General features: G+C 59.6%; 16 protein-coding genes and 1 pseudogene. 8 read left to right on the top strand and 9 right to left on the bottom strand.

Translation table 11 applies throughout. The features are described from left to right. Positions 1-24: 24 nt before the first annotated feature. From iolG to NMG80_RS30205, 5 genes are read right to left on the bottom strand one after another with little or no spacing between them, the layout of a single operon-like run. Positions 25-1,026, bottom strand: coding sequence for an inositol 2-dehydrogenase (iolG, locus tag NMG80_RS30225; RefSeq protein ID WP_254021507.1), 1,002 nt, complete (start codon positions 1,024-1,026; stop codon positions 25-27). A 23-nt stretch (positions 1,027-1,049) separates the two neighbouring features. After that, positions 1,050-2,057, bottom strand: coding sequence for an ABC transporter permease (locus NMG80_RS30220; RefSeq protein WP_254021506.1), 1,008 nt, complete (start codon positions 2,055-2,057; stop codon positions 1,050-1,052). Next, positions 2,054-3,574, bottom strand: coding sequence for a sugar ABC transporter ATP-binding protein (locus NMG80_RS30215; RefSeq protein ID WP_254021505.1), 1,521 nt, complete (start codon positions 3,572-3,574; stop codon positions 2,054-2,056). The genes NMG80_RS30220 and NMG80_RS30215 overlap by 4 nt, the downstream gene beginning before the upstream one ends. Then, entirely contained in the window at positions 3,571-4,611 is a 1,041-nt protein-coding gene (locus NMG80_RS30210; RefSeq protein ID WP_254021504.1) for an ABC transporter permease, read from the bottom strand. The genes NMG80_RS30215 and NMG80_RS30210 overlap by 4 nt, the downstream gene beginning before the upstream one ends. Positions 4,612-4,629: 18 nt before the next feature. Beyond that, positions 4,630-5,700: a sugar ABC transporter substrate-binding protein gene (locus NMG80_RS30205; protein ID WP_254021503.1), complete on the bottom strand. Its 1,071-nt coding sequence runs from the start codon at positions 5,698-5,700 to the stop codon at positions 4,630-4,632. A 32-nt stretch (positions 5,701-5,732) separates the two neighbouring features. Between NMG80_RS30205 and NMG80_RS30200 the strand changes: the two genes are divergently transcribed. The 4 genes from NMG80_RS30200 (at position 5,733) to NMG80_RS30185 (ending at position 10,222) form a co-directional block, all read left to right on the top strand. Further along, on the top strand, positions 5,733-6,761 hold the full coding sequence (locus NMG80_RS30200) for a TIM barrel protein (RefSeq protein ID WP_254021502.1): 1,029 nt from the start codon (positions 5,733-5,735) through the stop codon (positions 6,759-6,761). Between the two features lie 13 nt (positions 6,762-6,774). Then, complete coding sequence (gene hisD / locus NMG80_RS30195; RefSeq protein WP_254021501.1) at positions 6,775-8,082, top strand: histidinol dehydrogenase; 1,308 nt, start codon at positions 6,775-6,777, stop codon at positions 8,080-8,082. Further along, the gene (locus NMG80_RS30190; RefSeq protein WP_436798722.1) at positions 8,079-8,867 is read left to right on the top strand and encodes an SDR family NAD(P)-dependent oxidoreductase; all 789 of its coding nucleotides are present in this window, start codon (positions 8,079-8,081) and stop codon (positions 8,865-8,867) included. Before hisD ends, NMG80_RS30190 begins: the two co-directional genes overlap by 4 nt. Before the next feature lie 305 nt (positions 8,868-9,172). Then, a complete protein-coding gene (locus NMG80_RS30185) occupies positions 9,173-10,222 on the top strand; it encodes a YihY/virulence factor BrkB family protein (RefSeq protein WP_254021500.1) in 1,050 nt (349 codons plus the stop codon). Positions 10,223-10,373: 151 nt separating this feature from the next. Here NMG80_RS30185 and NMG80_RS30180 read toward each other — a convergent pair whose 3' ends face one another. Beyond that, positions 10,374-11,834, bottom strand: coding sequence for a glycoside hydrolase 5 family protein (locus tag NMG80_RS30180; RefSeq protein WP_254021499.1), 1,461 nt, complete (start codon positions 11,832-11,834; stop codon positions 10,374-10,376). Between the two features lie 1,228 nt (positions 11,835-13,062). Between NMG80_RS30180 and NMG80_RS30175 the strand changes: the two genes are divergently transcribed. Next, positions 13,063-14,211 carry a glycoside hydrolase family 1 protein gene (locus tag NMG80_RS30175; protein WP_254021498.1) on the top strand — a complete coding sequence of 383 codons (1,149 nt, stop codon included), beginning with the start codon at positions 13,063-13,065 and terminating at the stop codon, positions 14,209-14,211. Between the two features lie 23 nt (positions 14,212-14,234). On the opposite strand, the gene glf is transcribed toward NMG80_RS30175, so the two are convergent. Both glf and NMG80_RS30165 read right to left on the bottom strand, forming a co-directional pair. After that, positions 14,235-15,401: a UDP-galactopyranose mutase gene (gene glf / locus NMG80_RS30170; RefSeq protein WP_254021497.1), complete on the bottom strand. Its 1,167-nt coding sequence runs from the start codon at positions 15,399-15,401 to the stop codon at positions 14,235-14,237. A 2-nt stretch (positions 15,402-15,403) separates the two neighbouring features. Beyond that, positions 15,404-16,576 carry a glycosyltransferase family protein gene (locus tag NMG80_RS30165; RefSeq protein ID WP_254021496.1) on the bottom strand — a complete coding sequence of 391 codons (1,173 nt, stop codon included), beginning with the start codon at positions 16,574-16,576 and terminating at the stop codon, positions 15,404-15,406. A 415-nt stretch (positions 16,577-16,991) separates the two neighbouring features. Here NMG80_RS30165 and NMG80_RS30160 point away from each other — a divergent pair, with 415 nt between their 5' ends. Both NMG80_RS30160 and NMG80_RS30155 read left to right on the top strand, forming a co-directional pair. Further along, on the top strand, positions 16,992-17,915 hold the full coding sequence (locus NMG80_RS30160; protein ID WP_254021495.1) for a glycoside hydrolase family protein: 924 nt from the start codon (positions 16,992-16,994) through the stop codon (positions 17,913-17,915). Between the two features lie 165 nt (positions 17,916-18,080). Next, positions 18,081-18,299 (top strand): DUF3072 domain-containing protein, encoded by a 219-nt coding sequence (locus NMG80_RS30155; protein WP_254021494.1) that lies wholly within the window; start codon positions 18,081-18,083, stop codon positions 18,297-18,299. Positions 18,300-18,694: 395 nt separating this feature from the next. Here NMG80_RS30155 and NMG80_RS38040 read toward each other — a convergent pair. Then, a pseudogene (locus NMG80_RS38040) lies at positions 18,695-19,161 on the bottom strand (Ros/MucR family transcriptional regulator). Between the two features lie 847 nt (positions 19,162-20,008). Between NMG80_RS38040 and NMG80_RS30145 the strand changes: the two are divergent. Then, positions 20,009-20,176 (top strand): hypothetical protein, encoded by a 168-nt coding sequence (locus NMG80_RS30145; RefSeq protein ID WP_254021493.1) that lies wholly within the window; start codon positions 20,009-20,011, stop codon positions 20,174-20,176. The last annotated feature ends 611 nt before the right edge of the window (positions 20,177-20,787 follow it).

The raw sequence follows: 20,787 nt of genomic DNA, 5'->3' as shown, positions 1-20,787 counted from the left end.
GATCTCCAGGCGAGTGGATGGAGTTCAAGAGAGCCGTACAGAAAGACCCGACCTCATCGATACTTCTGCAGCTTCGGCGATCTGGAGCGCATTCAGACCGTCGCCAGCACCAGGCGACAGGCTGCCTCCCTCTTCGAGGCGGCTGACAAAGTAGTCGAGCTCTCGCCGATAGGCTTCGGCGTAGCGCTCGAGAAAGAAGGGCTGCGGCCTGTCGGATGAGCCGCCGCCGGCATTCCAGGCAATGACGGGAGTCGGCAGCACATTGCCAAGTTGGAGCATACCGCTCGCGCCATGAACTTCCGCGCGCTGATCGTAGCCATAGGCAGACCGCCAGGAATTGTTGATCGAAACGAGCGTTCCCGAAGGCATGGTCAGGGTCACCATGACGGTGTCGACATGTCCGGCGGCGGCGATCCGCGGGTCTGTGCGCGCTGCACCAACGGCATAGACACTATTCGGCTCCTCACCGGTCAGCCAACGCGCCATATCAATGTCGTGGATAGTGGTTTCGCGAAGAATGCCGCCTGAAGCTAGGATATAGTCGAGCGGCGGCGGGCCGGGATCGCGGCTGGTGAGCAACACCAATTCCGGTGCACCTGCCTCGCCTTTTCGCAGCCGCGAGGCCAGCGACGCAAAGCCCGGGTCGAAGCGACGGTTGAATGCCAGCAGGAATGGGATGCCTGAAGCCTCAACTGCAGCGGCAAGGGATCGAACCGTGCCGAGGTCACGTGCCAGCGGCTTCTCGCAGAAGACGGCCTTGCCGCACGCAAGTGCCCGGTCGATCAGTTCAGGGTGCGTGGAAGCTGCGCTGGCGATGACGACGGCGTCGATGGCCGGATCGTCGAACACATCGGCGGTCGTCCGCACGCGAGACCGGAAGGCGCGCGCCAGAGCTAGCGCGGCCCCGTCATCCGGATCGCAGATCCCGGCAAGCGCGGCACGGGGGTGCGCAACAATGTTTGCGGCGTGGATGGTGCCCATGCGCCCGGCGCCGAACAGCGCCAGCTGCAACCCCTGTCCTGACATGCGTCCTCCTTCCCGACCGCGTCCTACTTGATGATGCCAATTTTCTCGCGATCGATCGTTATGGCGACGGCAATCACTATGACCACGCCGAAGACGATGTTCTGGTAGGCGGGATTGAGCCCGACGATGACAGTTCCGATGCGCACCAGTCCGGCTATAAGTCCACCGACCAGGGCGCAGGCAACGCCCCCTATGCCTCCCGAAATGGCAGTGCCGCCAACCACCACTCCGACGATCGCCGGAAGCAGGTAGTTGTTCGCCATTGCAGGTGAACTGTACCCGGTCTGCCCAAGCAGAAGCAGGCCGGCGACAGACGCGCAGATCGCTGAAATGGCGAAGGCCAGCACCTTTACGCGCAGGGTCCTGACGCCCGACAGGAAGGCCGCCCTTTCTGAAGCGCCGACTGCAAAGATATCGCGACCAAGGCGGGTAAACCGGAACAGGGCGCCGAGGATGGCGGCCGAGACGAGAACAACAATCACCCCGTTCGGCAGTCCGGCGGTGCGGCTGCCGAAGAAGGAGATGATCGCCGATGGTTGCGACAGCGGGGCCGCGGTAGCATTCGAAATGAAATGGGTCACTCCGTAGAGCATTCCCAGAGAGCCGAAGCTTACGACAAACGACGGAATCTGGGCCCGGTGGTGAACAAAACCCTGCAACGCGCCAATGAGACCGGCAAGAACGATCACGGCGACAAACGCCAGTTCCCCCAGGGTCGGATTGAGGATGACGAAGGCAACCGCCGCAAACGAGGCCATGGTCGCGACAGACAGGTCGATGCCGCCGAGCAGGATTACGACCGCGCTGCCCATCACCAGCATAAGCAGCGGCGCAGCGTCTGTTGTCAGTCCGGCAAGTGCGCGCAGCGACAGAAGTTTGGGCTGGACCCATGCGATGGCCGAGAACAGTGCGACAAGCGCGATCGCGGGAACAGCGATTGATCTGAGCTTGCGGGCAATTTCAATCCGCCTGATCGATGCCGACTGTTCGCCGGCCCGGCCAGCGCGTGTTTCTGGAATGTCGCCACTCATACCATTGCCTCGACAATTTCTTCGGCTCTCGGCTTGCGCAGGCAAAGGTCCTCAAATCTGGCCGACACTTCGCCATCACGCATGACTATCACTGTGTCTGCCATGCCCAGCGTCTCCTCGAGCGTCTCCGAGACGAAGACAATCGCCAGCCCCTGGCGGGCGAGCCCCCTCATGACACCGAAGAGATCGGCCTTGGCGCCAGGGTCAAGGCCACGGGTCGGATGATCGAGGATGAGAATCTGCAGACGATCCGACATCAGCCATTTTGCGAGAGAAACCTTCTGCTGGTTGCCTCCGCTCAATCGCTCGACATATTCGACAGGTGATGGCGTCTTGACCTTGAGCCTGTTGATCCAGGAAAGGGCCTGCGCCGTTTCCTTTTTCCGGTTGACCAGACCGCCCCGTCCCATCTGCGGGCCAAAGGTGAGGACGATGTTTTCCAGGACGGTGCGTCCGACTATGACGCCCTCGAGCTTCCGCTCGGCAGGGACATACCCGACGCCGGCACGAATTGCTGCATCGGGCATCTCGGATGAACCCAGTTCGACACCGGCGACCCTGACGCTGCCACTCACACCGTCCTCGGCACCGAAGATGGCACGACAGAAGGGTTCGGCACCCGAGCCGGCCACGCCGGTGACGGCCACGATTTCGCCTGGCCGGACCGAGAGGGACACATCGCGAAACCTGCCGGGCGCGGTGAGTCCCCGGACCACCAGCCGCGGCTCGAACGCCTCGACCGGCCCGCGACCGCTTTCCTGATAGTAGTCGTCGGAGCGTCGCGAGCCGACCATCAGATGGTAAAGTTCCTCGTGACTCGTGGTGTCCTGGGTTCTTTCCGCTACATTCTCGCCATTGACCATGACGTGCACGCGGTCGGAGATCTCCAGCACCTCGTCCATCCGGTGCGACACAAAAACGACCGATGCGCGTGCCCGCAGCCGCCTGATCTGGCGAAACAGATCGTCAACCTCCGATGGGCTGAGCAGCGACGTTGGTTCGTCAAACAAGATGACCAGCGGCTGGTCCACCAGTTCCTCGATTGCTAGCACCTTGGCGAACTCGACCATCTGCCGGTCCGGAAAGCTCAGCGTCTCGACCTTGATGTCTGGACGGATATCGCACTCAAGCTTTGCGAGCTGGCGGGCGGCCTCCCGGTTGAGACCTCTCCAGTTATAGATGCCGAATCGGCGGTGCGGCGACGGCTTGTCGAAAAAGATGTTCTCGGCAACCGTGAGATTGGGGATAAGCGACTGCTCCTGGTGGACCAGCCCTATCCCCATGCTCGCCGCAGCCAGAGGCGACCGGACAACGGTGTCAACGCCACGCAGGCGGATCTTGCCGGTGGTCGGCTGCTCCATGCCTGAAAGGATCTTGAGAAGCGTCGACTTGCCCGAACCATTCTGGCCAATGAGACCAAGAACCTGGTTATGGCGCAGTTCTACACTCACATCGTGCAGCGCACGCACGCCCGGATAGGTCTTGCCAATGCCAGTCGCAGCGAGAACCGGGATCATTTCACGATCCTCAGCCGCCCGCGAAGGCTCCAGTTGCCCACAACAAGAGCTGCGATGATGGTGAGGCCCTCGGCCACATGGCGCAGGTAGGGGTCGACGCCAAGCTGGATCATGCCGTTGCGCAGGACCTCGAGAATGAAGACCCCGATGATCGACTGGAGTACGCCGCCAGTGCCGCCACTGAGCAGCGTTCCGCCAATCACGGCGGCACTGACTGCCGGAAACAGGAAGCCCTCGCCGGCTGCGGGATTGCCGACGGCGAGCTGCGCAGAGATCATGACTCCGCCAACGCCAGACACGAGCCCCATAAGCACGAAAGCCAGGATCTTGTGAAAGCGGACATGCTGTCCTGACTGCCTCGTGGCCTTCTCGTCGCGGCCGATGGCGTAGGACATTCGCCCAAACTGAGTATAGGTCTGCAGAAACCATCCAAGTGCTGCAACAGCGAGCGCCAGAAAAACAAGGGCGGAGACGCCAAGGCTCTTGTCCAGTGCCAGACGCGTCAGCCGTTCATCAAGAATTTGTGGCTGCCTGCCCGGAAAAAGCAGGGTGGCTATGCCCAGCCCGACAAACCAGGTTGCGAGTGTGACGATCAGGGACGGCAGTCGCAGGACCGTATAGGCAAGGCCATTGACCAGGCCAAACGCTGAGCCGAGACAGGCGCCCGCCAGGATGGCCCACCAGCCCAGATCGAAACCTGTCACCGAATTGGCGATGAGCAGCGAGACCAGCATGCTCGATCCTGCCATGACGCCTTCGATCGACAGATCGATTGAGCCCTGAACCAGGATGAAGGAAAGGCCCACGACGAGGACGACCGGGATCGCACTCGATTCAAGAACGACCTTCAGGTTGCCAGCCGTCAGAAACTGCGCGTTTGTCAGCGAGAAGACCAGCACGAGAACTGCAAGCGTCGCGACCGGACCGAGCTCCTTGAGCGGAAATCGATGCCCTGCTGCAACCTTTGCCCGATCCGCTGACCTCCCCGCACTTGTGTGTGGGGAGGCTCCGCCGGCCGCATGTTGGGTAAGTGTCATGACCGACCAGTTTCCAGCTTACTTGTTGGCACCGGCGGGGATCTGGCCGACCGAGGCGGCCCAGAAATTGGCCTTCACCTTGTCATAGCTGAAGGCAGCCGGATCGTTCTTCTTGGTGAGGATCGCGTCGACATTGTCCTTGTTGACCAGGGTCTGCGACAGGTAGAAGTCACGCTGCTCCTTGCCCAGCTTCGCAAGGTCGATGTCGCCGGTGATGACGCCAACGGCCAGTGCTGTGGCCGTTGCGCCTTGGACATAGCCATCTATGTACATCGTCGAGAGCATCTCACCTGACTTGATAAGCTGCATGACATCGCTTGATCCGTCGGAACCTGTGACGGGAACCTTGCCGGCAAGGCCCTGTTCCCGTAGCGCCGCTACTGCGCCGAGAGCCATGCCGTCATTGGCAGAGAATATCCCGTTGAGGTCGCTGCCGTATTTGGTAAGCCAGGCTCGCGTGATGCTCTGGCCCTGGGTCTGATCCCAGTTTCCGACCTGGACATCGAGGAGCTTCAGCCCCGGGCATTCGGCAACCGCCTTTTCCAGCCCCGCGAGCCGCTGCTTGGCCGGCGGATTGTCCGGTATGCCCTGAAGGGCAACGATGTTGCCCTTCCCCTTGAGCGCCTTGCACAGTTCCATGCCGTTGCGGTAACCGGAATCCACGCCATCAAACGATATGTTGGCAACCCAGGCATCAGGTGCCGTATCCCAGGGGTGAATCTCGTCGGGCCGGTTCCACAGATTGACAATCTTGGCACCGGCATCACCGGCACGCTCTATAATTGCCTTGGTAAAGGCGTTGGACGCGGGGTCGACGGCAATGGCGCAGCCTTCGCAGCCGGTCGCGAACACCGCCCCGAACTGCTCGAGCAGTTTCTGCCCGTTGAAATCGCTGACAATGACATTGACATCCTTGCCCTTCGATCCTGCAACTGCCTTTGCTCCCTCTATAAACGCCGCCCAGTACTCGCTGGACGCGCTGCCGACGCCAACATAGACGTTGGCGAGATCGCCGGCCAACGAGGGCGTTGTCGCGAGCGACAGAACCCCAAGTCCGACGGCAAGCTTTCTCCTGAAACACTTTAGCATGGCTTCCTCCCTAGTTATGAAAACCACCCGCCATGAACGGGCTGTCATTACCAAACGCCAATTTGCATAGCAATGCAACCAAATATTGCATTGCTATGCAACATGTGATTATGCTGATCCGCCGCTGCCGCGAAACGGATGGCAATGCAAATACTCAGCCAGGGGATATCCAGATGCTCGTCAAGCTTTCCAACGCGCCCGTTTCCTGGGGGGTCGACTACGCCGACGATCCCGAAAACCCGGCATGGCCGCATGTGATGGATGAGATCAGCGCTGCCGGTTACGGCTACACCGAGCTGGGGCCTTACGGGTACTATCCGACGGATCCTGCGGTTCTGAGCCCCGAGTTCGAACGTCGCAACCTCACAGTCATTGCCGGGTTCGTCTTCCAGGATCTCCACAGTCCGGAGAAGGCTGAATCCGTGCTCGATGTTGCGGACCGCACCGTGCGCCTGCTTGCTGCTGCCGGCGGAAAGTACCTTGTCACGATCGACCATATCTCACCGGAACGGATGAACACAGCAGGGCGGCGTGACCTAGCAGAGCCGATCGATGCGCAGCGGCTCAACCATCTTGTCGGGTTGATCGACCGGATTGCTGACCTGGCGCTCGCCCATGGCGTTATGCCTGTCATTCACCAGCATGCCGGCTGCTACATCGAATTCGAGGACGAATTCGAGACCGTCCTGGACAGGCTGGACCCTAGCCGGGTCGGCATCTGCATAGATACGGGCCACATGGCCTATGCCGGCATCGATCCCGTCGCTTTCTACCGACGGCATCAGCGTCGCGTGCGCTACTTCCACTTCAAGGATATCGATCCCGTCGTCCATAAGCGCGTACTAGCAGACCGCATACCGTTTCTCGCTGCTATCGAGCAGAAGGTTTTTTGCCCGCTGGGCAAGGGCGTTGTCGACTGGGTCGAATTGGCGAAGGCTTTGCGGGATACCGGCTATGACGGGGCCGCTACAGTCGAACAGGACATTGATCCGACGATTTCACTCAATCCGGCGGAGGATGCGCGGGCCAGTCTCGCCTATCTCCGCTCGGTCGGCTTCTAAGCGAGGTGCTGCAATGATCCGTGTCCTGAAAGAAGGCCGTTCATCGGTCCAGAAGGCCAACGACCATACCTCCGTCAAGACGGCGGTGGAATCTGTGTTGACTGCAGTTGAGCAGCGCGGCGACGAAGCCGTGCGCCACTATTCAGAAACATTCGACAAATGGACGCCCGACAGTTTCCGCCTGTCGCAAGCTGAGATCGATGAATGCATATCCGCTGTGGCGCCCCGGGATCTGGAAGATATCCGGTTCGCTCAGGCGCAGATCCGGCGATTTGCGGAGATTCAAAGGGATGCACTTCAGGACGTCGAGGTGGAAACGCTGCCTGGCGTGGTGCTTGGGCACAAGAATATTCCGATGAATTCCGTCGGCTGCTATGTGCCGGGTGGCAAGTATCCGTTGGTGGCGTCCGCGCATATGAGCGTCGTCACCGCGAAGGTCGCCGGCGTGAAACGCGTCATTGCGATGACGCCACCCTTCCACGGCAAGCCGGCGCCGGCGGTGATCGCGGCGATGGCGCTGGCTGGTGCCGACGAGATCTACGTTCTTGGCGGCATCCAGGCGATCGCTGCGATGGCGATCGGCACTTCCACGATCGCTCCGGTCGACTTCCTCGTTGGGCCGGGCAACGCTTATGTGGCCGAGGCCAAACGTCAGTTGTTCGGGCGTGTCGGCATCGACTTGCTGGCCGGGCCGACCGAAACCCTGGTTATCGCCGACGAAACGGTCGATGCCGAGCTCTGCGCCACGGACCTTCTGGGTCAAGCCGAACACGGCCCCGATTCGCCGGCGATCCTTTTGACCAATTCCGAACGGCTGGCCCGAGACACCATCATAGAGGTAGAGCGGCTCCTCGAAATCCTCCCAACCGCGACGATCGCCCGCCAGGCCTGGATCGATTACGGCCAGGTCATCGTCTGCGACACCGATGAGGAGATGCTGGCGGAGGCCGATCGCATTGCTTCCGAGCATGTCCAGGTGATGACCCGCGATCCCGATTACTTCCTGGCCAGGATGACCAACTTCGGTGCGCTCTTCCTAGGACCGCGCACCAACGTCGCCTACGGCGACAAGGTCATCGGCACCAACCACACTTTGCCGACGCTCGGCAACGCCCGGTTCACAGGCGGCTTGTGGGTTGGCAAGTTCATGAAGACCTGCACCTACCAGCGTATCCTCACCGATAAGGCTTCAGCCATGATTGGCGAATATTGCTCCCGCCTTTGCGTGCTGGAAGGCTTCCTCGGTCATGCCGAGCAGGCCAATATCCGCGTGCGACGCTATGGCGGAAGGAACGTGCCTTACGCCGAGGCGGCCGAGTGAGCGCAGTGCAAGATCCTGGCCTCGCATTGCCGGTGACGCCATCCTTTCGCCTTGACGGCCGCCGCGCCCTGGTGACTGGAGCCGGCCGTGGACTGGGCGTGGCGATAGCAGCCGCGCTTGCCGACGCGGGTGCGCAGGTGCATCTGATCGCGCGCACGGCCACCGACGTGGAAGCGGTCGCTGCTGCGATCGAAGCGCGTGGCGGCTACGCCAAAGCGGCCCTTATCGACGTGACCGACCTCAATCAGGTCCGCGCCGCACTGGGCTCAATGGCTCCCTTTGACATTCTGGTCAACAATGCCGGCACCAATCGGCCAAAGCCGATGATTGAGGCGACACAGGCGGATTTTGCGGCGATTTTCGACCTCAACGTCCGTGCTGCCTATTTCGTCAGCCAGGCAGTCGTCGGCGGCATGATCGCAGACGGTCGCGGCGGTTCGATTATCAACATTTCCTCGCAGATGGGTCTTGTTGGAGCGCCTAACCGCACCCTCTACTGCGCTTCAAAGCACGCGCTGGAGGGGCTTACCAAAGCCATGGCGGTGGAACTCGCGGCGAATGGCATCCGGGTCAACACCATTGCCCCCACTTTCGTCGAGACGCCGATGACGCGGCCCTATCTTGAGGATCCGGCATTCTCGCGGGACGTGCTGTCCAAGATCAAGCTCGGCCGCCTCGGACGGGTCGAGGATCTCATGGGAGCGGTGGTGTACCTTGCTTCCGATGCGTCGGCCCTGGTCACCGGGACCGCGCTGGTTGTCGATGGCGGCTGGACCGCCGATTGAGATGCTCGCTCTGGTCTATGAAGTCGGCGGATAGAGAACTGCTCCGGCTGGAAGCGGTCATTCAGCACTGCCGAACGACCGCCCCTAACGTCAGATCTCAGTCCGCTCGGCAAGCACAAGCGCGTCCTCGATAACGACTCCAAATCGAGAGTAACCCATCGTGTTTCTCCTCGGCCTCGTCGCATGGGAATGGCGCAGTGTTTCTGCAGCCGGCGGATGTTTATTTGTGAGCGCAGGTCTGCACCTGCATCCTTTGGCGCTATTACACGTTTGCCCCGCGAAGAAGATGCTCCGGGCCGGCAGCCATGTCGAAGAAAACAACCGACGACGCTTACGAAGTTCAAGTGCAACTTGAGCGGCGGGCCGGACGGGAGGGCCGCGGGCGCGATGCCGAATGGCCGTCAGAGATTCCCAGCCGCGGCTGGAAGGACGTGCTGTGGCGCCTCTTTGCTGAGGTAACCGAGGACCGTGTTATGCTGATTGCGGCCGGGGCCGCATTCTATCTGCTCCTTGCCCTCTTTCCAGCGCTTGCCGCGTTCGTGTCCATCTACGGTTTCGTCGCCGATCCTCAGACCATCGCTGAGCACATTGCGTTCCTTGGCGGCATACTGCCTTCGGGCGGTCTGGATATTATCAGATCTCAGCTTGCGTCCTTGGCCGCTCAGAAGACTGGCGCGCTCAGCTTCGGCTTCATCTTCGGCCTTGCCGTCGCACTGTGGAGCGCCAGTAACGGCATCAAGACGCTATTCGAAGCCATGAACATCGCCTACGAGGAGAGTGAAAAGCGCGGCTTTATCCATCTGAATCTCCTGGCCTTGAGCTTCACACTTGGCGCCATCCTCATCGGTATTGGGTTTATCGTCTCGGTGGGGATCGTGCCGGCCATGCTTGCGCTGCTGAACCTCGGCGGCTGGACCGAAGCCCTTGTGCGGATCTTTCGGTGGCCGATGATGCTGATCATGGTCGGCCTCGGGATTATGCTGATCTATCGCTACGGCCCCAGCCGCGAAAGGGCAAAGTGGCAATGGGCGACATGGGGCGCCTTCCTCGCGGCTGTGGTCTGGATCGCAGTCTCGATAGGATTCTCCTATTATCTTGAAAACTTCGCCGAATACAACGCGACGTATGGAGCCCTGGGGGCAGTCATCGGCTTGATGATGTGGACCTGGATCTCCGTGATTGTCCTGATTGTGGGTGCGGAGCTGAATGCCGAGATGGAGCATCAGACCGCCAAGGACACCACCACAGGTGCGCATCAGCCGATGGGTGCGCGAGGTGCCACGGTCGCCGACACGCTGGGCGGATCGGCCGATGCCGCCGACCAGCAGTCGCGTTCGGGCGAGCACGACAATTAGCGCGCAGATCACTTGGAATCTCCGCGCAACTTCGCTTGGCGCAATCACTGACATCAGCATTGGCGACGAGTTTGCAAGGACGGCTCATCATGGGGTATGGCAAGTCAGATCGCGAGCGTATGAATACCTTCAGGCGCAGTCCCCATCCTGCTCAGACCCCGCGGATGGCAAGCGCGACATCGGCGGAGAACGGCGGCACATCAAGCTTCAGCCAGCCGTCCGAATTCGCTTGCCATTCCGCCGTTTGCTTGCCGGCCGCGGTGTCCCAGGCGATGACGCGATAGGTGCCGCGAGCCAACCCGGGCAGTTCCAAGACGGCAGGAATGGGCGCAGTGCCAGCACGCAGCATGCCGTTTCGCCCGATCGTGTCGCTGCGAACCAGCCAGACCACTGCCTGGGAATCGTCGCCGCAGGCGACCGGCGCGATGTCGGGACCGGAAACCCGCATCTTGTCGCCGAGATGGACACGCCGGAACGAAGCCCAGTCGATCAGGGGCAGGAAGTCGGCCAGCGAACGCTGCGCCCGCCGCATGCCGGGGGTGAGCACGTGCGGGGTGCGGTTTGGCCACCGCATGCCGCCACCGGCACCCCCCGCCGCCAGGTGAGCCCATTGCAAATGGCGGAAGTATTCATCGTCGAAAGGTTCGGGGAGCGTGATCTTCTTGTCCTTGAACGAGTGGATCGGGCCGTGCTCGGAATCGAGAAAAGGGCGGCCGTCAAGAATTTCACCAAGCGCCTCTCCGACGATCCGCGCCATGCCGAGCGCCGGCGCCACCGTGTCACTGGGGTCGTCAATTGTGCCCTCCTCATAGAGATGGAGGGAGGCGAAATCGAGGTCTGGGTGGCGGAAGATCGGCGCGGGCAGCGGCATGTGGGGCCGCCAGCGAAGCTCAGGTCCAAACAGCGAAACCGTCTGCGGGTGAGAGCGGCCGTAAAGTGACGTTTCCAAGCGGCGCACAAAATCGCTGAGATCATGGATGAAGGCGCCGAAGCCGTCCGCGCTGCCCTGAGCCTGCTCGGGATGGATCTCGTTCCAGAGGTCCCATGCGAAGAAGGCTCCGCTGCCGCTCCATCTGCGAATCACGAATTCCAACCTCGCCTTTATCGCGCGGCGTGTATCGGTGCAGACCAGGAATCGCGAGGGGTGGTCCAGCACGCCTCCGTTATTGCGGTTGTAGGGGTGGTGGCGCCAGTGGAGCCACTGCCAGAACGTATCAAAGGGGGTGAGCAGGATTCTTAAGCCTTGTTTTTCGCAAAGATAGAAGAGGTCGTCCCACAGTTGCACCATGGCCGGCACGAAGCGGCCCTGCGGCTTCTCGAAGTAGCGGTGGCGAACCTGGGCATATTCCAGCATCAGCCTGAGGCAGGTGACGCCGCTTTCCTTCAGCCAACGGAGATGATCTTCCACGCCGGCCATATCGGCGCGCCGGAACAGGGCATTGAGTTCGGGCCAGCTTACCGCATCATTCTGCCCGATCGGCGTCCATGCCTCGCCGCCCTCGGTGACGAAATAGGAACCGGCTACCTTGATCCAAGGCAGGCCCGCAGCCGATCTCGGCGCGGAGTCTTCCACTTCGCCGACCAGCGGTATCGCCAATCTAATGTCGTTCAAGGCATGCTCGAATTTCGTCCGCGGAGCAGTATAACTGCCGCGGTGGCAAAATGTTTCGCCGGGCTTGGCAGGCCAATGATCCTTTCGCCCCATTTTGCGGTACAACGATGTCCTGCCCTAGTCGGAGCGAAGGAATCTTAGCGGCAGCCTCGAAGGCCTGACGCACCTCCTGGTGGGATCATCCGGTCCCAAATGCATCTATGCAGGACTGGACCGCTTTCTTCCACTTAGGCACCTTCTTGGGCAGTTCATGAGTTGCTCAAAGGCTCCCTTGATGTGGTTGATCCCCTAGGGAATCCAAGTCGTTCGGTCCTCACGAAGACCGGAGGGGTGAATCAGTGGAGAGCCATGAAGGGGAACTTGCAGCCGCGGGTCTCGTCAGGCAATTTCTGCTCTCGCCGCTCAAGTCGCTGCTGAAGCTCCTCGCTAACATGACATGCTTCGGTGGCAGAGTTTGATTGCGCTCCTAACTGGCAGATCGCGCAGCTCGACATGATCAACTCTCTGAACAAACGTCTTTAGTTAGCGTTGCCATAACCTTAATTTAATCGGAAACTATTTGATTGGATAGAAGCTTCAGAGCTGGCGCTTAGAGTACGCGCTCGATTAAACGGAAACTACTCGCGCTCATCGAAAGCCACGAACAGGCCCAGGGCAGTAGCCGCCTCGCCGATAGCCTCGGTTATCTCGTCGTTGGACGCGACCAAATCAGGCGCAGTCTGCCGAATTTGGCTGATTCAGTGCGGGGCGCCGCCTGCAATATATTATCATAGCCGTGCGTCCCTTCGTGGATAAAGAGCAGAAATTGTAAGTTAGCGGGTCGCCCGCCCAACCAGAATCTTTCAGCCGAAGGGGAACCTCACGGTCGCAGGCAAGTTCGGTACGCAATGTGGGGGAGATTGCGCCATCTCATCGGATGTATCGTTGTCGTGCTTGCGATATTCTCCTTCCTCGGATTCCATTAGGAGAGACCATGCAGCGCGACGACGATCAACGAGGCTCGGCTTGAGAGCGCCAGTCTGTCATCCTGAGGTCGACCTCTGCTCACCGACAATACCTGGACTCGGCTCCGCTCACGCTCGCTTGGTCAACATTCGACGCTTGCACCCGTACCACTCAGAGGCGACGTGATGGCGGCCCGGATGAAATTGTGGTGGAGGTCGAAACTAGCAATGGCCGATCGCCTAGCGGGAGCGCTGGCGCGAGCCTTGGCCGACGGGTTGCACGTATGAGCAACGAGCCGGCGCGTCTGCCAGGCGAATATCCGTCCGAGTTTGCCAGTTTCTTCATGGCTGGCTTCGAATGTTCCTCGCATCGGCGCGGCGACGGAGTGCGCCTCGATTTGATTCGCGCAACCGCACACGACAAACATGCTCTCGGCGACTATCGCAGCTGTGCTGCCCTTGGGCTTCGTACGATCCGCGACGGCTTGCGCTGGCACCTGATTGAAACAGCGCCAGGAGTCTTCGATTGGTCGGGTTGGATTTCAATGATCGAAGCAGCCCACGCGGCGGGGGTGCAGGTCGTCTGGGATATGTTCCACTATGGCTCACCAGATCACGTAGACCAAGGCGCCCCAGACTTTACAGAAGCCTATGTCCGCTTCGCCGCTGAAGCTGTCCGGGTCCACCGCTCCGTCACGGGAGTAGCTCCCCTGGTGTGCCCGATCAATGAGATCTCATTTTTCGCATGGGCGATAGAGGTCGGCTATTTCCCACGCGTGGGGCCGAAGAAGCGGGGCTGGTTCAAGCGACAGCTTGTGAGGGCAGCGGTTGCCGGCGTCAAGGCGATGCGCGATGCCGAACCTGATTGCCGGTTCGTATGGGCTGAACCGCTAATTCATGTTGCGCCCCGTGACCGTAGTCGTGCCGAGCAGCGGCGCGCGGAAAATGTTCGTCAGGGCCAGTTTGAAGCCTATGACATGCTGACGGGCCGTGCCGAGCCTGAATTGGGCGGCAGCGAGGACTGTGTCGACGTCATCGGACTTAACTTTTATCCGCACAACCAATGGTACTTTCAGGGGCCAACGATACCGATGGGCCACCACGAATATCGGGCGCTTTCCGAAATGTTGGTCGAAGTCGCAGAGCGCTACAGAAAGCCCATGTTCATCGCCGAGACAGGCGCTGAAGGATCAGGCCGGCCGGCATGGCTCCATTATGTTTGCGATGAGGTCCGTGGCGCGATGAGCCTTGGTGCGCCGGTTCAGGGTATATGTCTGTACCCGGTAACCGCGTATCCCGGCTGGGACAATTTGCGCCACGCGGAAGTCGGCTTGTTCTCTACGATTCATGCCGACGGTTCGCGCAGTCTTCGCCAGCCGGTTGCCGATGAATTGGATCGCCAGCGCAGATTGTTCGCGGCAGGTGTTTCGTAGCGGTCGAAGAAGGAGCGGGCCACTTAGGTGGGGGACTGCTCCGAATGTTGGCCGAGCATCGTCCGCTGCGTAAGCATCTGCACGGTGCCGGTTGCCGGCAGGCTCTGTTGAATGCGCGCGAACGTCGCCAAAGCTTGACCGACGACCTGATCCATATTGTAGTAGCGGTACGTGGCTAGGCGCCCGACGAACCACACGTCGGAGCACGCCGCTGCCAGTGCTTCATAGCGTTTGTACAGCGCCTCGTTTTCCGCCCGCGGCACCGGGTAATAGGGATCGCCGATGTCGGTTGGATATTCGTAAGTCAGGCTGGTCTTCGGGCTCTGCTGACCGGTCAGATGCTTGTACTCGGTAATGCGGGTATAGTTTTCCGTCTGCGGATAGTTGACAACGGCGACCGGCTGAAACTGCTCGCAATCAAGCGTCTCGTGGTCGAACCGCAGTGACCGATAAGGCAGACGACCAAGGCTCCAGTCGAAATATTCGTCAATCGGCCCGGTGTAGATCATCTGCTGAAAGGGGATCTTCTCGCGAATTTCGCGATAATCGGTCTGCAGCATGATCTTGATCCTTGGGTTGTCCAGCATGCGCTGGAACATGCGTGTATACCCGCCAGCCGGCATATTCTGGAAAGTGTCGCCAAAGTACCGATCATCGCGGTTGGTCCGGGTAGGGACCCGCGCAGTCACGGACTTGCTTAGTTGGGCCGGATCGACGCCCCACTGCTTCCTTGTATAGCCGCGAAAGAATTTTTCGTAGAGTTCTCTGCCAACGGTGCTCACAACCACGTCTTCGGCGGTCCGGACTTCCTCGACCGTTTCTCGCCGGGATGCGAAGAACTCCTCCAACTGCTCGGGCGTCAATTCAAGATCGTACAGGCGATTGATCGTGTCGAGGTTGATCGGTATCGGCAGCAGTTTTCCGTCGACCGAAGACAGTACGCGATGTTCGTAAGGCCTCCATTTGGTGAATTGCGAGAGATAGTCGATGATCGATCGGGCGTTGGTGTGGAATATATGCGGCCCATAGCGGTGGACCAGAATTCCCGCTTCGTCGTAACAGTCATAAGCGTTGCCCCCGATGTGATTTCGCCGGTCAATGAGCAGGACGCTTTCATGCCGTCGCGATGCGATGCGTTCGGCGAGCACGCTGCCAGCGAAGCCGGCGCCGACAATCAACCAATCGAACATGGTCAGGCTCCCCGGCGCAAAGGCACAATGCTTTTCATTGCATAGGCGCGCTGAATATGGGCAGCCATTGCTTCCCACGTTCGTTCCCAGGACATGTTAGCGAGGTAGGCATCGACTTCCTTCAGCAGGAAATTCCGGGGACGTGACAGAACGGACCGAAGCTTGGTTTCGACATCTTCGGCGTCGACGATGTCGACCAGGCCTTCGGCACCATAGGTGCGCACGACGTCCACAATCGCCGTGGAGACCACCGGCAGTCCGGCGGCCAGGAACTCAGGAGTTTTGGTCGGGCTGATATAGCGTGTCGCCTCATTGAGCGCGAAGGGCATCCAGCCGGCGCTCCAGTGCCCGAGATAGCGAGGCAGGTCGGCGTAGGACTTGGCACCCAGCCAATGCAAGTTACTTGCGCGCGGCAGGCTCAGCGGGTCGATCTTGACCACCGGGCCGAGCATGACGAAATGCACTTCGGGCATTGCCGCAGCCGCCTGTGCGATCATTTCAACGTCGAGCCGTTCGTCGATCACGCCGAAGAAGCCCACTCTCGGGTGAGGTATGTCTGCCTGGTCTACAGGGTCATCGCCGGGCTCTCTTGCCTTGTGGAAATGCGCAACGTCGATGCTGCTGGGGAAGGGAAAAATCGACCTATGGAGGCTTCGTTTGGCCTCGTACAGACTCTGCCCGCCCGTGAACACGACATCAGCGCGCTGGAACAGCGCTTTTTCCATCTGCATCAACTCTGCCGGTGCGTTCTTGAAGGCGGAGAGTTCATCCATGCAGTCGTAGACGCATACATCGCAAACTAGATGGTCACTGAAACGCAGCGCCATGGGCGTGTAGTACCATATAGTCAGCCGGTCATGCGGAGTTGAGTTGACGATCTGTTCGACGAACCTGCGCTGGATGGCGTCTGCCTTTGTTGCGGAAATGCTGACCGGAAGAACCGGGGTTACGATTGTGATCATTGCAGACGGATCGTTCACCCGCATCGAAGGATAGCGTGTTTCCTCGTAGACCGGCTCCTCAAAGTAAATTAGCTGCTGCTGTTTTGAGGCGTGCGTCAGAATATGCTGCGGGCGTTGGTATACGAAATTCCACCTGAGGTGAGAAAAGCAAAGTAAAATAGACGATTTTAGGAGGATATTTGGTTTATTTTTTTTGCCGCCCGCTATTTTCATGTAAGAATCCCTTTAGTTATAGCTCGCAATTCTAAGATTAACATATGTTAACCGAAGCATGCTCCTGCTGAGGCCTTCATCCGTACGTCTAACTTTCATTTGAGTAAGTTGTTCCACGGATTTTAATTGGCTGGAGCCGCGGAGCCGGCCACTTGCGCAATTGTTCGAAGAGAAGCGGCGCTGCTACCAACACCCGACGGACAGCGCCTCGGCCAAGGCGGGGGGCCCTTGCAGCTTCAGATCTCGCCAAATGTGGCGCATTGCCACAGAACGGCTGAAATCCGCTCAGTCGTTCAACAACCATTCATTAGCGCAGGTATAAAAGTTAATGAGCTGCGCATGATTCGTTTTGGTCGCCACAGATGGCCCGACGCATGGGCCGATGAAGGCAGCCACCGTGAGAGAGCCGCAAGGAATGAAGTTCGACTTTGAAATCAACGTCTTTCCGTTGTTTCACCCGCAGTCCGTGGATGATCTGAAGGATCCTTGTCCGGTGTTCGACGGCACGCTTTGGCACGTCTTCGGTTCCAGCGGCACTGTCACGACCGAGAGCTGGAAAATACTACATGCCACGGCTCCGGACCTTTATGGGCCGTGGACTGAGCATGAGGCGCTCGACTTGGCGGTAACCGGATCGGGCATAGCGGCGCCCGGCGTCATCCATGAATGCGGCGTTTTCCACATGTTTATCCAGACCGAATTCATGAAGTCTGGCGGACGTTGCGAGCATGCGGTTTCCAATGATGGCTTTCATTGGGTGGTGCTGAATCCGGCGATATTGTCCCTGCCGGACACCGATGAGGACGGGATCTACGATCCCCATCCGGCGATCATCGGCGGCAAGCGCTACATCGTCTATTCAGGCATGCCTAAATTCACCAGGGTGCCGCAGCCTGACGTCTATCTGGCGCGCAGCCAATCCGATTCCTGGTTCGGGCCGTGGAAACGTTTCGGCAAAATATTGGACCATCTCGACGTTCCCCATCACAACGCGCGCGAGCATCCGGACTACGAATGGGGGATCGAGGGCGCCCAACTGGTCGAATTACCTGACGGTCGCGTGCTTCTCAACGCCACCTGCTTCCTTCCCGACGGTCCGCGCGGAAGTCGTCAGCGCGTATTCTTCGCCATCGCCGACGCCGTCCAGGGGCCCTATGTCTCGGTCGGCCCCGTGCTCGATCCTGGTGAGCCTGGGGAGAACGGCCATTCGACGGTGATGATCGACGGCGGGAAACTGACCTTGTTCTACCAGAGCAGACGTGAGGCAACGAACCATCGCTGGCGTTTCGGACTGGCAAGGTGCGACCTGGATCAGCAAGCCCTTTCACGAGTCGCCTAACAGAACGACCAGCCCACTTCAGATAATTCATCTGTGTAAATCTATGTCTGCGCCTATGTCTGATGATAGAAGTTTCCATTTTCTTGAGGCGGTTTCCGAACCGGCTGGAGGCAAGCCCGCAACGGGGCGGCGCTGGTCGGCCGTTTCGCCAGTGTAAGATTGATCATGGGCGCCCGGCACAACCCAAAAATCGAGGCACCGGCAAATGTCGAAAAGGACCCGGAAGATTGGGTCAGCGGAGATGACCCAATGACCCCCGCACAAGCCTCCTATTTGAAAACTTTGGCCGAACAGGCCGACGACCCTGACGCCTATGCTGACAGCCTCAGCAAGGCGGAAGCCTCTAAACTCATTGATGCACTCCGGGAGAAGTTAGGCCTGTAGTGCCCGCTCGTGGCTTTTGGTCTCCAGCGACGGGGAGCCGTTCCATCGAAGCAGGCAGCGGCTCTGTCCAGTTTGTTACCGTGGTCTGGAGGCTTGCGGAGCTCTGTATTGCCCGGCACTCATGGGCCGTCGCGTCGCAAATGGAGCGGCGGGGCTTTTTTGCGTTTTCAGCCAACACCCTTCAGCGGCAGGTGCTCTCGATCGGTATCGGCATGATGTAGCACCTCGCCAAAGATGATGCCGCTGGTATGGTTGGTTTTAATTCGGGTCACGAAGTCCGCGCCATCCGTTGAGCAAGTTCGAGCGGCCCGGGGAATGCGATCAGCGGCACTTTCGACGTCTTCGGCAATAGATTGGCGCGTTATCGCATTAGTCCGCTTGCCTGAGGCAGGGTCTTAGGCCTTCAACCGCTTGACTGGTGCCTTCTTGGCTGGCTCCTTCTTGCTGGGCGTTTTTGCGCCCGCCTTGCGACCAAGTCCGATTGACTTCGCCAGCTCTGACCTTTGTGCAGCGTAGCTTGGTGCCACCATAGGGTAGTCCCGGGCCAACCCCCACTTGGCTCGACTCTTCAGGAGTCATGCCAAGCAAGCCCAAGTGCCGTTTTCATCGACTTGAACTTGCGCCCGTTTTCCAAGGAAATGATGTGGTCGGGAAACACAGACTTTTTGGGATTGACCGCCGGGGTCTGTGTTGGCTGCTCAACTACAGCTGGCTTGGCCAAGCTAACGAGAGCGGAGTTCACCGAAGAAATAAGATCGGGCAGGCCCGCTGCGGGTACTGCGTTATTTTGAACAAACGCCGCGACAGTATCCGCGGTCAATTCCATCAACTCTGCGTTTTGGCGATTGTTCTCTTCGGCCATCCATCAACTCCTATTGCTATTCCGCTTTCGTATGGGGGAAAGGCGGATCGCGCAAGAAGAAGGTCCGCAGAACGAAATATTCGGGATCATCGGCCGGCCGCTGCGTAGGTTTCCTTCGGCAGCTAACATGGCATTCGTTAGCAGGTTGGGACGGCGAAGTCCGGGCGTGGGCGTGCCGTTTCGGTCCTATGAGGACCTGCGGGCCATGGGGCCGACAATTGAAGTGGCTGCCCAACGTAGCGAACCCGAGGAAATGAGAGGCGCGGGCTTCATTTGCTCGACCAATGCGGCGGGCCGCTGGGGAGGTTGAAATCGGCGGGATCTTACGAGTACAGCGATGGGTTACCTGGATAGCCGGCGGTTACCTCTCGGAGGCCCTAAGGCTCCGCGCCGCCTCATCGAGTGCCAGCGGATCGTCACCGAGGCGGTCGATGAGGTCTTGAGCTTGGTCGCCGGTGATGCCTGTTCTCATCGCCAGCGCTTCCGCTGCCTCAACATCCGATTGACCAGCGGCAGGCGGCGGGGTGCGTAGAGTTTCTGCGCACCGGGCACATGACCCCCGCCTAATCCCTCGTGCCCTGTGTACAATTAATCGCCCGCCGTGCCGAAAGGTGCGGCGGGCTTTTTCGAGTGGACCTGTTCACTCTGGCTAATTACGACTGCGCCGGCCCCGCTCGAGCCGCTGACGCCCCAGCAGCCGGCCGGCGACCTCTCAGCACTGACCACGTTCGTCGTGCCGAAGCTGCCAACTGCCGATACGGCTGGATAGGCCAGCGCGGGGCTTTTTCGTCACGCGCTTGGGAACCAGCGCCAGATAGCGAAGTTAGCAGCGTAAGGAGTTTCTCCCATGGCTGACGAACAGGATAGGGCGCCGAACAACCCTGAAATCGTCGTTCGACGCTTGGTCAAAGAAACCGGCATTACCGAAGAACAGGCCCGAGAGCTTATCTTCTTCCTCGGGTTCCATTGGCCATCGCTGCTCCGGGAAGCAAAGTCGCTAGCTGCCAAGCGGTAGGCGGGTTTGTTCAGATATAAATCGCCGCTTTGGTGAACGACTAAGGCGTCTGGCCCGCCGTGCCAAAAGGCGCGTTGGACTTTTTTGTTGTCCGAGATGTCCTGAATCGTATTTAGTTGCGCAGAATGTTTTAGCCCGAGGGGGTGGTATGCCGATTTATCGAAAAGCTAAAGAAGCTGGCGTCTTCGGCGCATCCGAAGTAGCTACGCTGGGCCGTGTGTTCGACCGGCTCAAGAGGGAGGGCGACTCCGAACATCTACGTGAGGCTCTCGCGTCCCGGATCCTTGCAAATTATACGGCCGGTATTACTGACGAGGATGAACTTGTCTCAGCGTCAAAACTGCCGTTGGGTCGGTAGATGCAACGCAAAATAGGTCCTCCCACCGCTTTTCCGATCTTCGCTAGAACCTAGGTTTAAGCCGGAAGTTCGGGACGTGCAGCATGGTCTTGTTCCCTCTCAAGATTGCTGCCGGTCGGGCGATGCTGCGATCAGCCCGCGCCCTCCCTCCGTAGGCGCGGGCTTCTTCGTGCAGGGAACCGAAACGGTCAAGGCTCTTGGGACTTCCAGCCTCCGGGACCGAGCAACGCGGCTTGGGCCCGGCTAAAATAAG

This window comes from Mesorhizobium escarrei (genome assembly GCF_935825525.1).
GTDB lineage: Bacteria > Pseudomonadota > Alphaproteobacteria > Rhizobiales > Rhizobiaceae > Mesorhizobium > Mesorhizobium escarrei.
This window is presented reverse-complemented; position numbering and strand designations above follow the sequence as displayed.

What these genes read in the sequence shown, in the direction of transcription:
- iolG (WP_254021507.1), bottom strand. Translation starts at nt 1,026, where the DNA reads ATGTCAGGACAGGGGTTGCAGCTGGCGCTGTTCGGCGCCGGGCGCATG.
- NMG80_RS30220 (WP_254021506.1), bottom strand. Translation starts at nt 2,057, where the DNA reads ATGAGTGGCGACATTCCAGAAACACGCGCTGGCCGGGCCGGCGAACAG.
- NMG80_RS30215 (WP_254021505.1), bottom strand. Translation starts at nt 3,574, where the DNA reads ATGATCCCGGTTCTCGCTGCGACTGGCATTGGCAAGACCTATCCGGGC.
- NMG80_RS30210 (WP_254021504.1), bottom strand. Translation starts at nt 4,611, where the DNA reads ATGACACTTACCCAACATGCGGCCGGCGGAGCCTCCCCACACACAAGT.
- NMG80_RS30205 (WP_254021503.1), bottom strand. Translation starts at nt 5,700, where the DNA reads ATGCTAAAGTGTTTCAGGAGAAAGCTTGCCGTCGGACTTGGGGTTCTG.
- NMG80_RS30200 (WP_254021502.1), top strand. Translation starts at nt 5,733, where the DNA reads ATGAACGGGCTGTCATTACCAAACGCCAATTTGCATAGCAATGCAACC.
- hisD (WP_254021501.1), top strand. Translation starts at nt 6,775, where the DNA reads ATGATCCGTGTCCTGAAAGAAGGCCGTTCATCGGTCCAGAAGGCCAAC.
- NMG80_RS30185 (WP_254021500.1), top strand. Translation starts at nt 9,173, where the DNA reads ATGTCGAAGAAAACAACCGACGACGCTTACGAAGTTCAAGTGCAACTT.
- NMG80_RS30175 (WP_254021498.1), top strand. Translation starts at nt 13,063, where the DNA reads ATGAGCAACGAGCCGGCGCGTCTGCCAGGCGAATATCCGTCCGAGTTT.
- glf (WP_254021497.1), bottom strand. Translation starts at nt 15,401, where the DNA reads ATGTTCGATTGGTTGATTGTCGGCGCCGGCTTCGCTGGCAGCGTGCTC.
- NMG80_RS30165 (WP_254021496.1), bottom strand. Translation starts at nt 16,576, where the DNA reads ATGAAAATAGCGGGCGGCAAAAAAAATAAACCAAATATCCTCCTAAAA.
- NMG80_RS30160 (WP_254021495.1), top strand. Translation starts at nt 16,992, where the DNA reads ATGAAGTTCGACTTTGAAATCAACGTCTTTCCGTTGTTTCACCCGCAG.
- NMG80_RS30155 (WP_254021494.1), top strand. Translation starts at nt 18,081, where the DNA reads ATGGGCGCCCGGCACAACCCAAAAATCGAGGCACCGGCAAATGTCGAA.
- NMG80_RS30145 (WP_254021493.1), top strand. Translation starts at nt 20,009, where the DNA reads ATGGCTGACGAACAGGATAGGGCGCCGAACAACCCTGAAATCGTCGTT.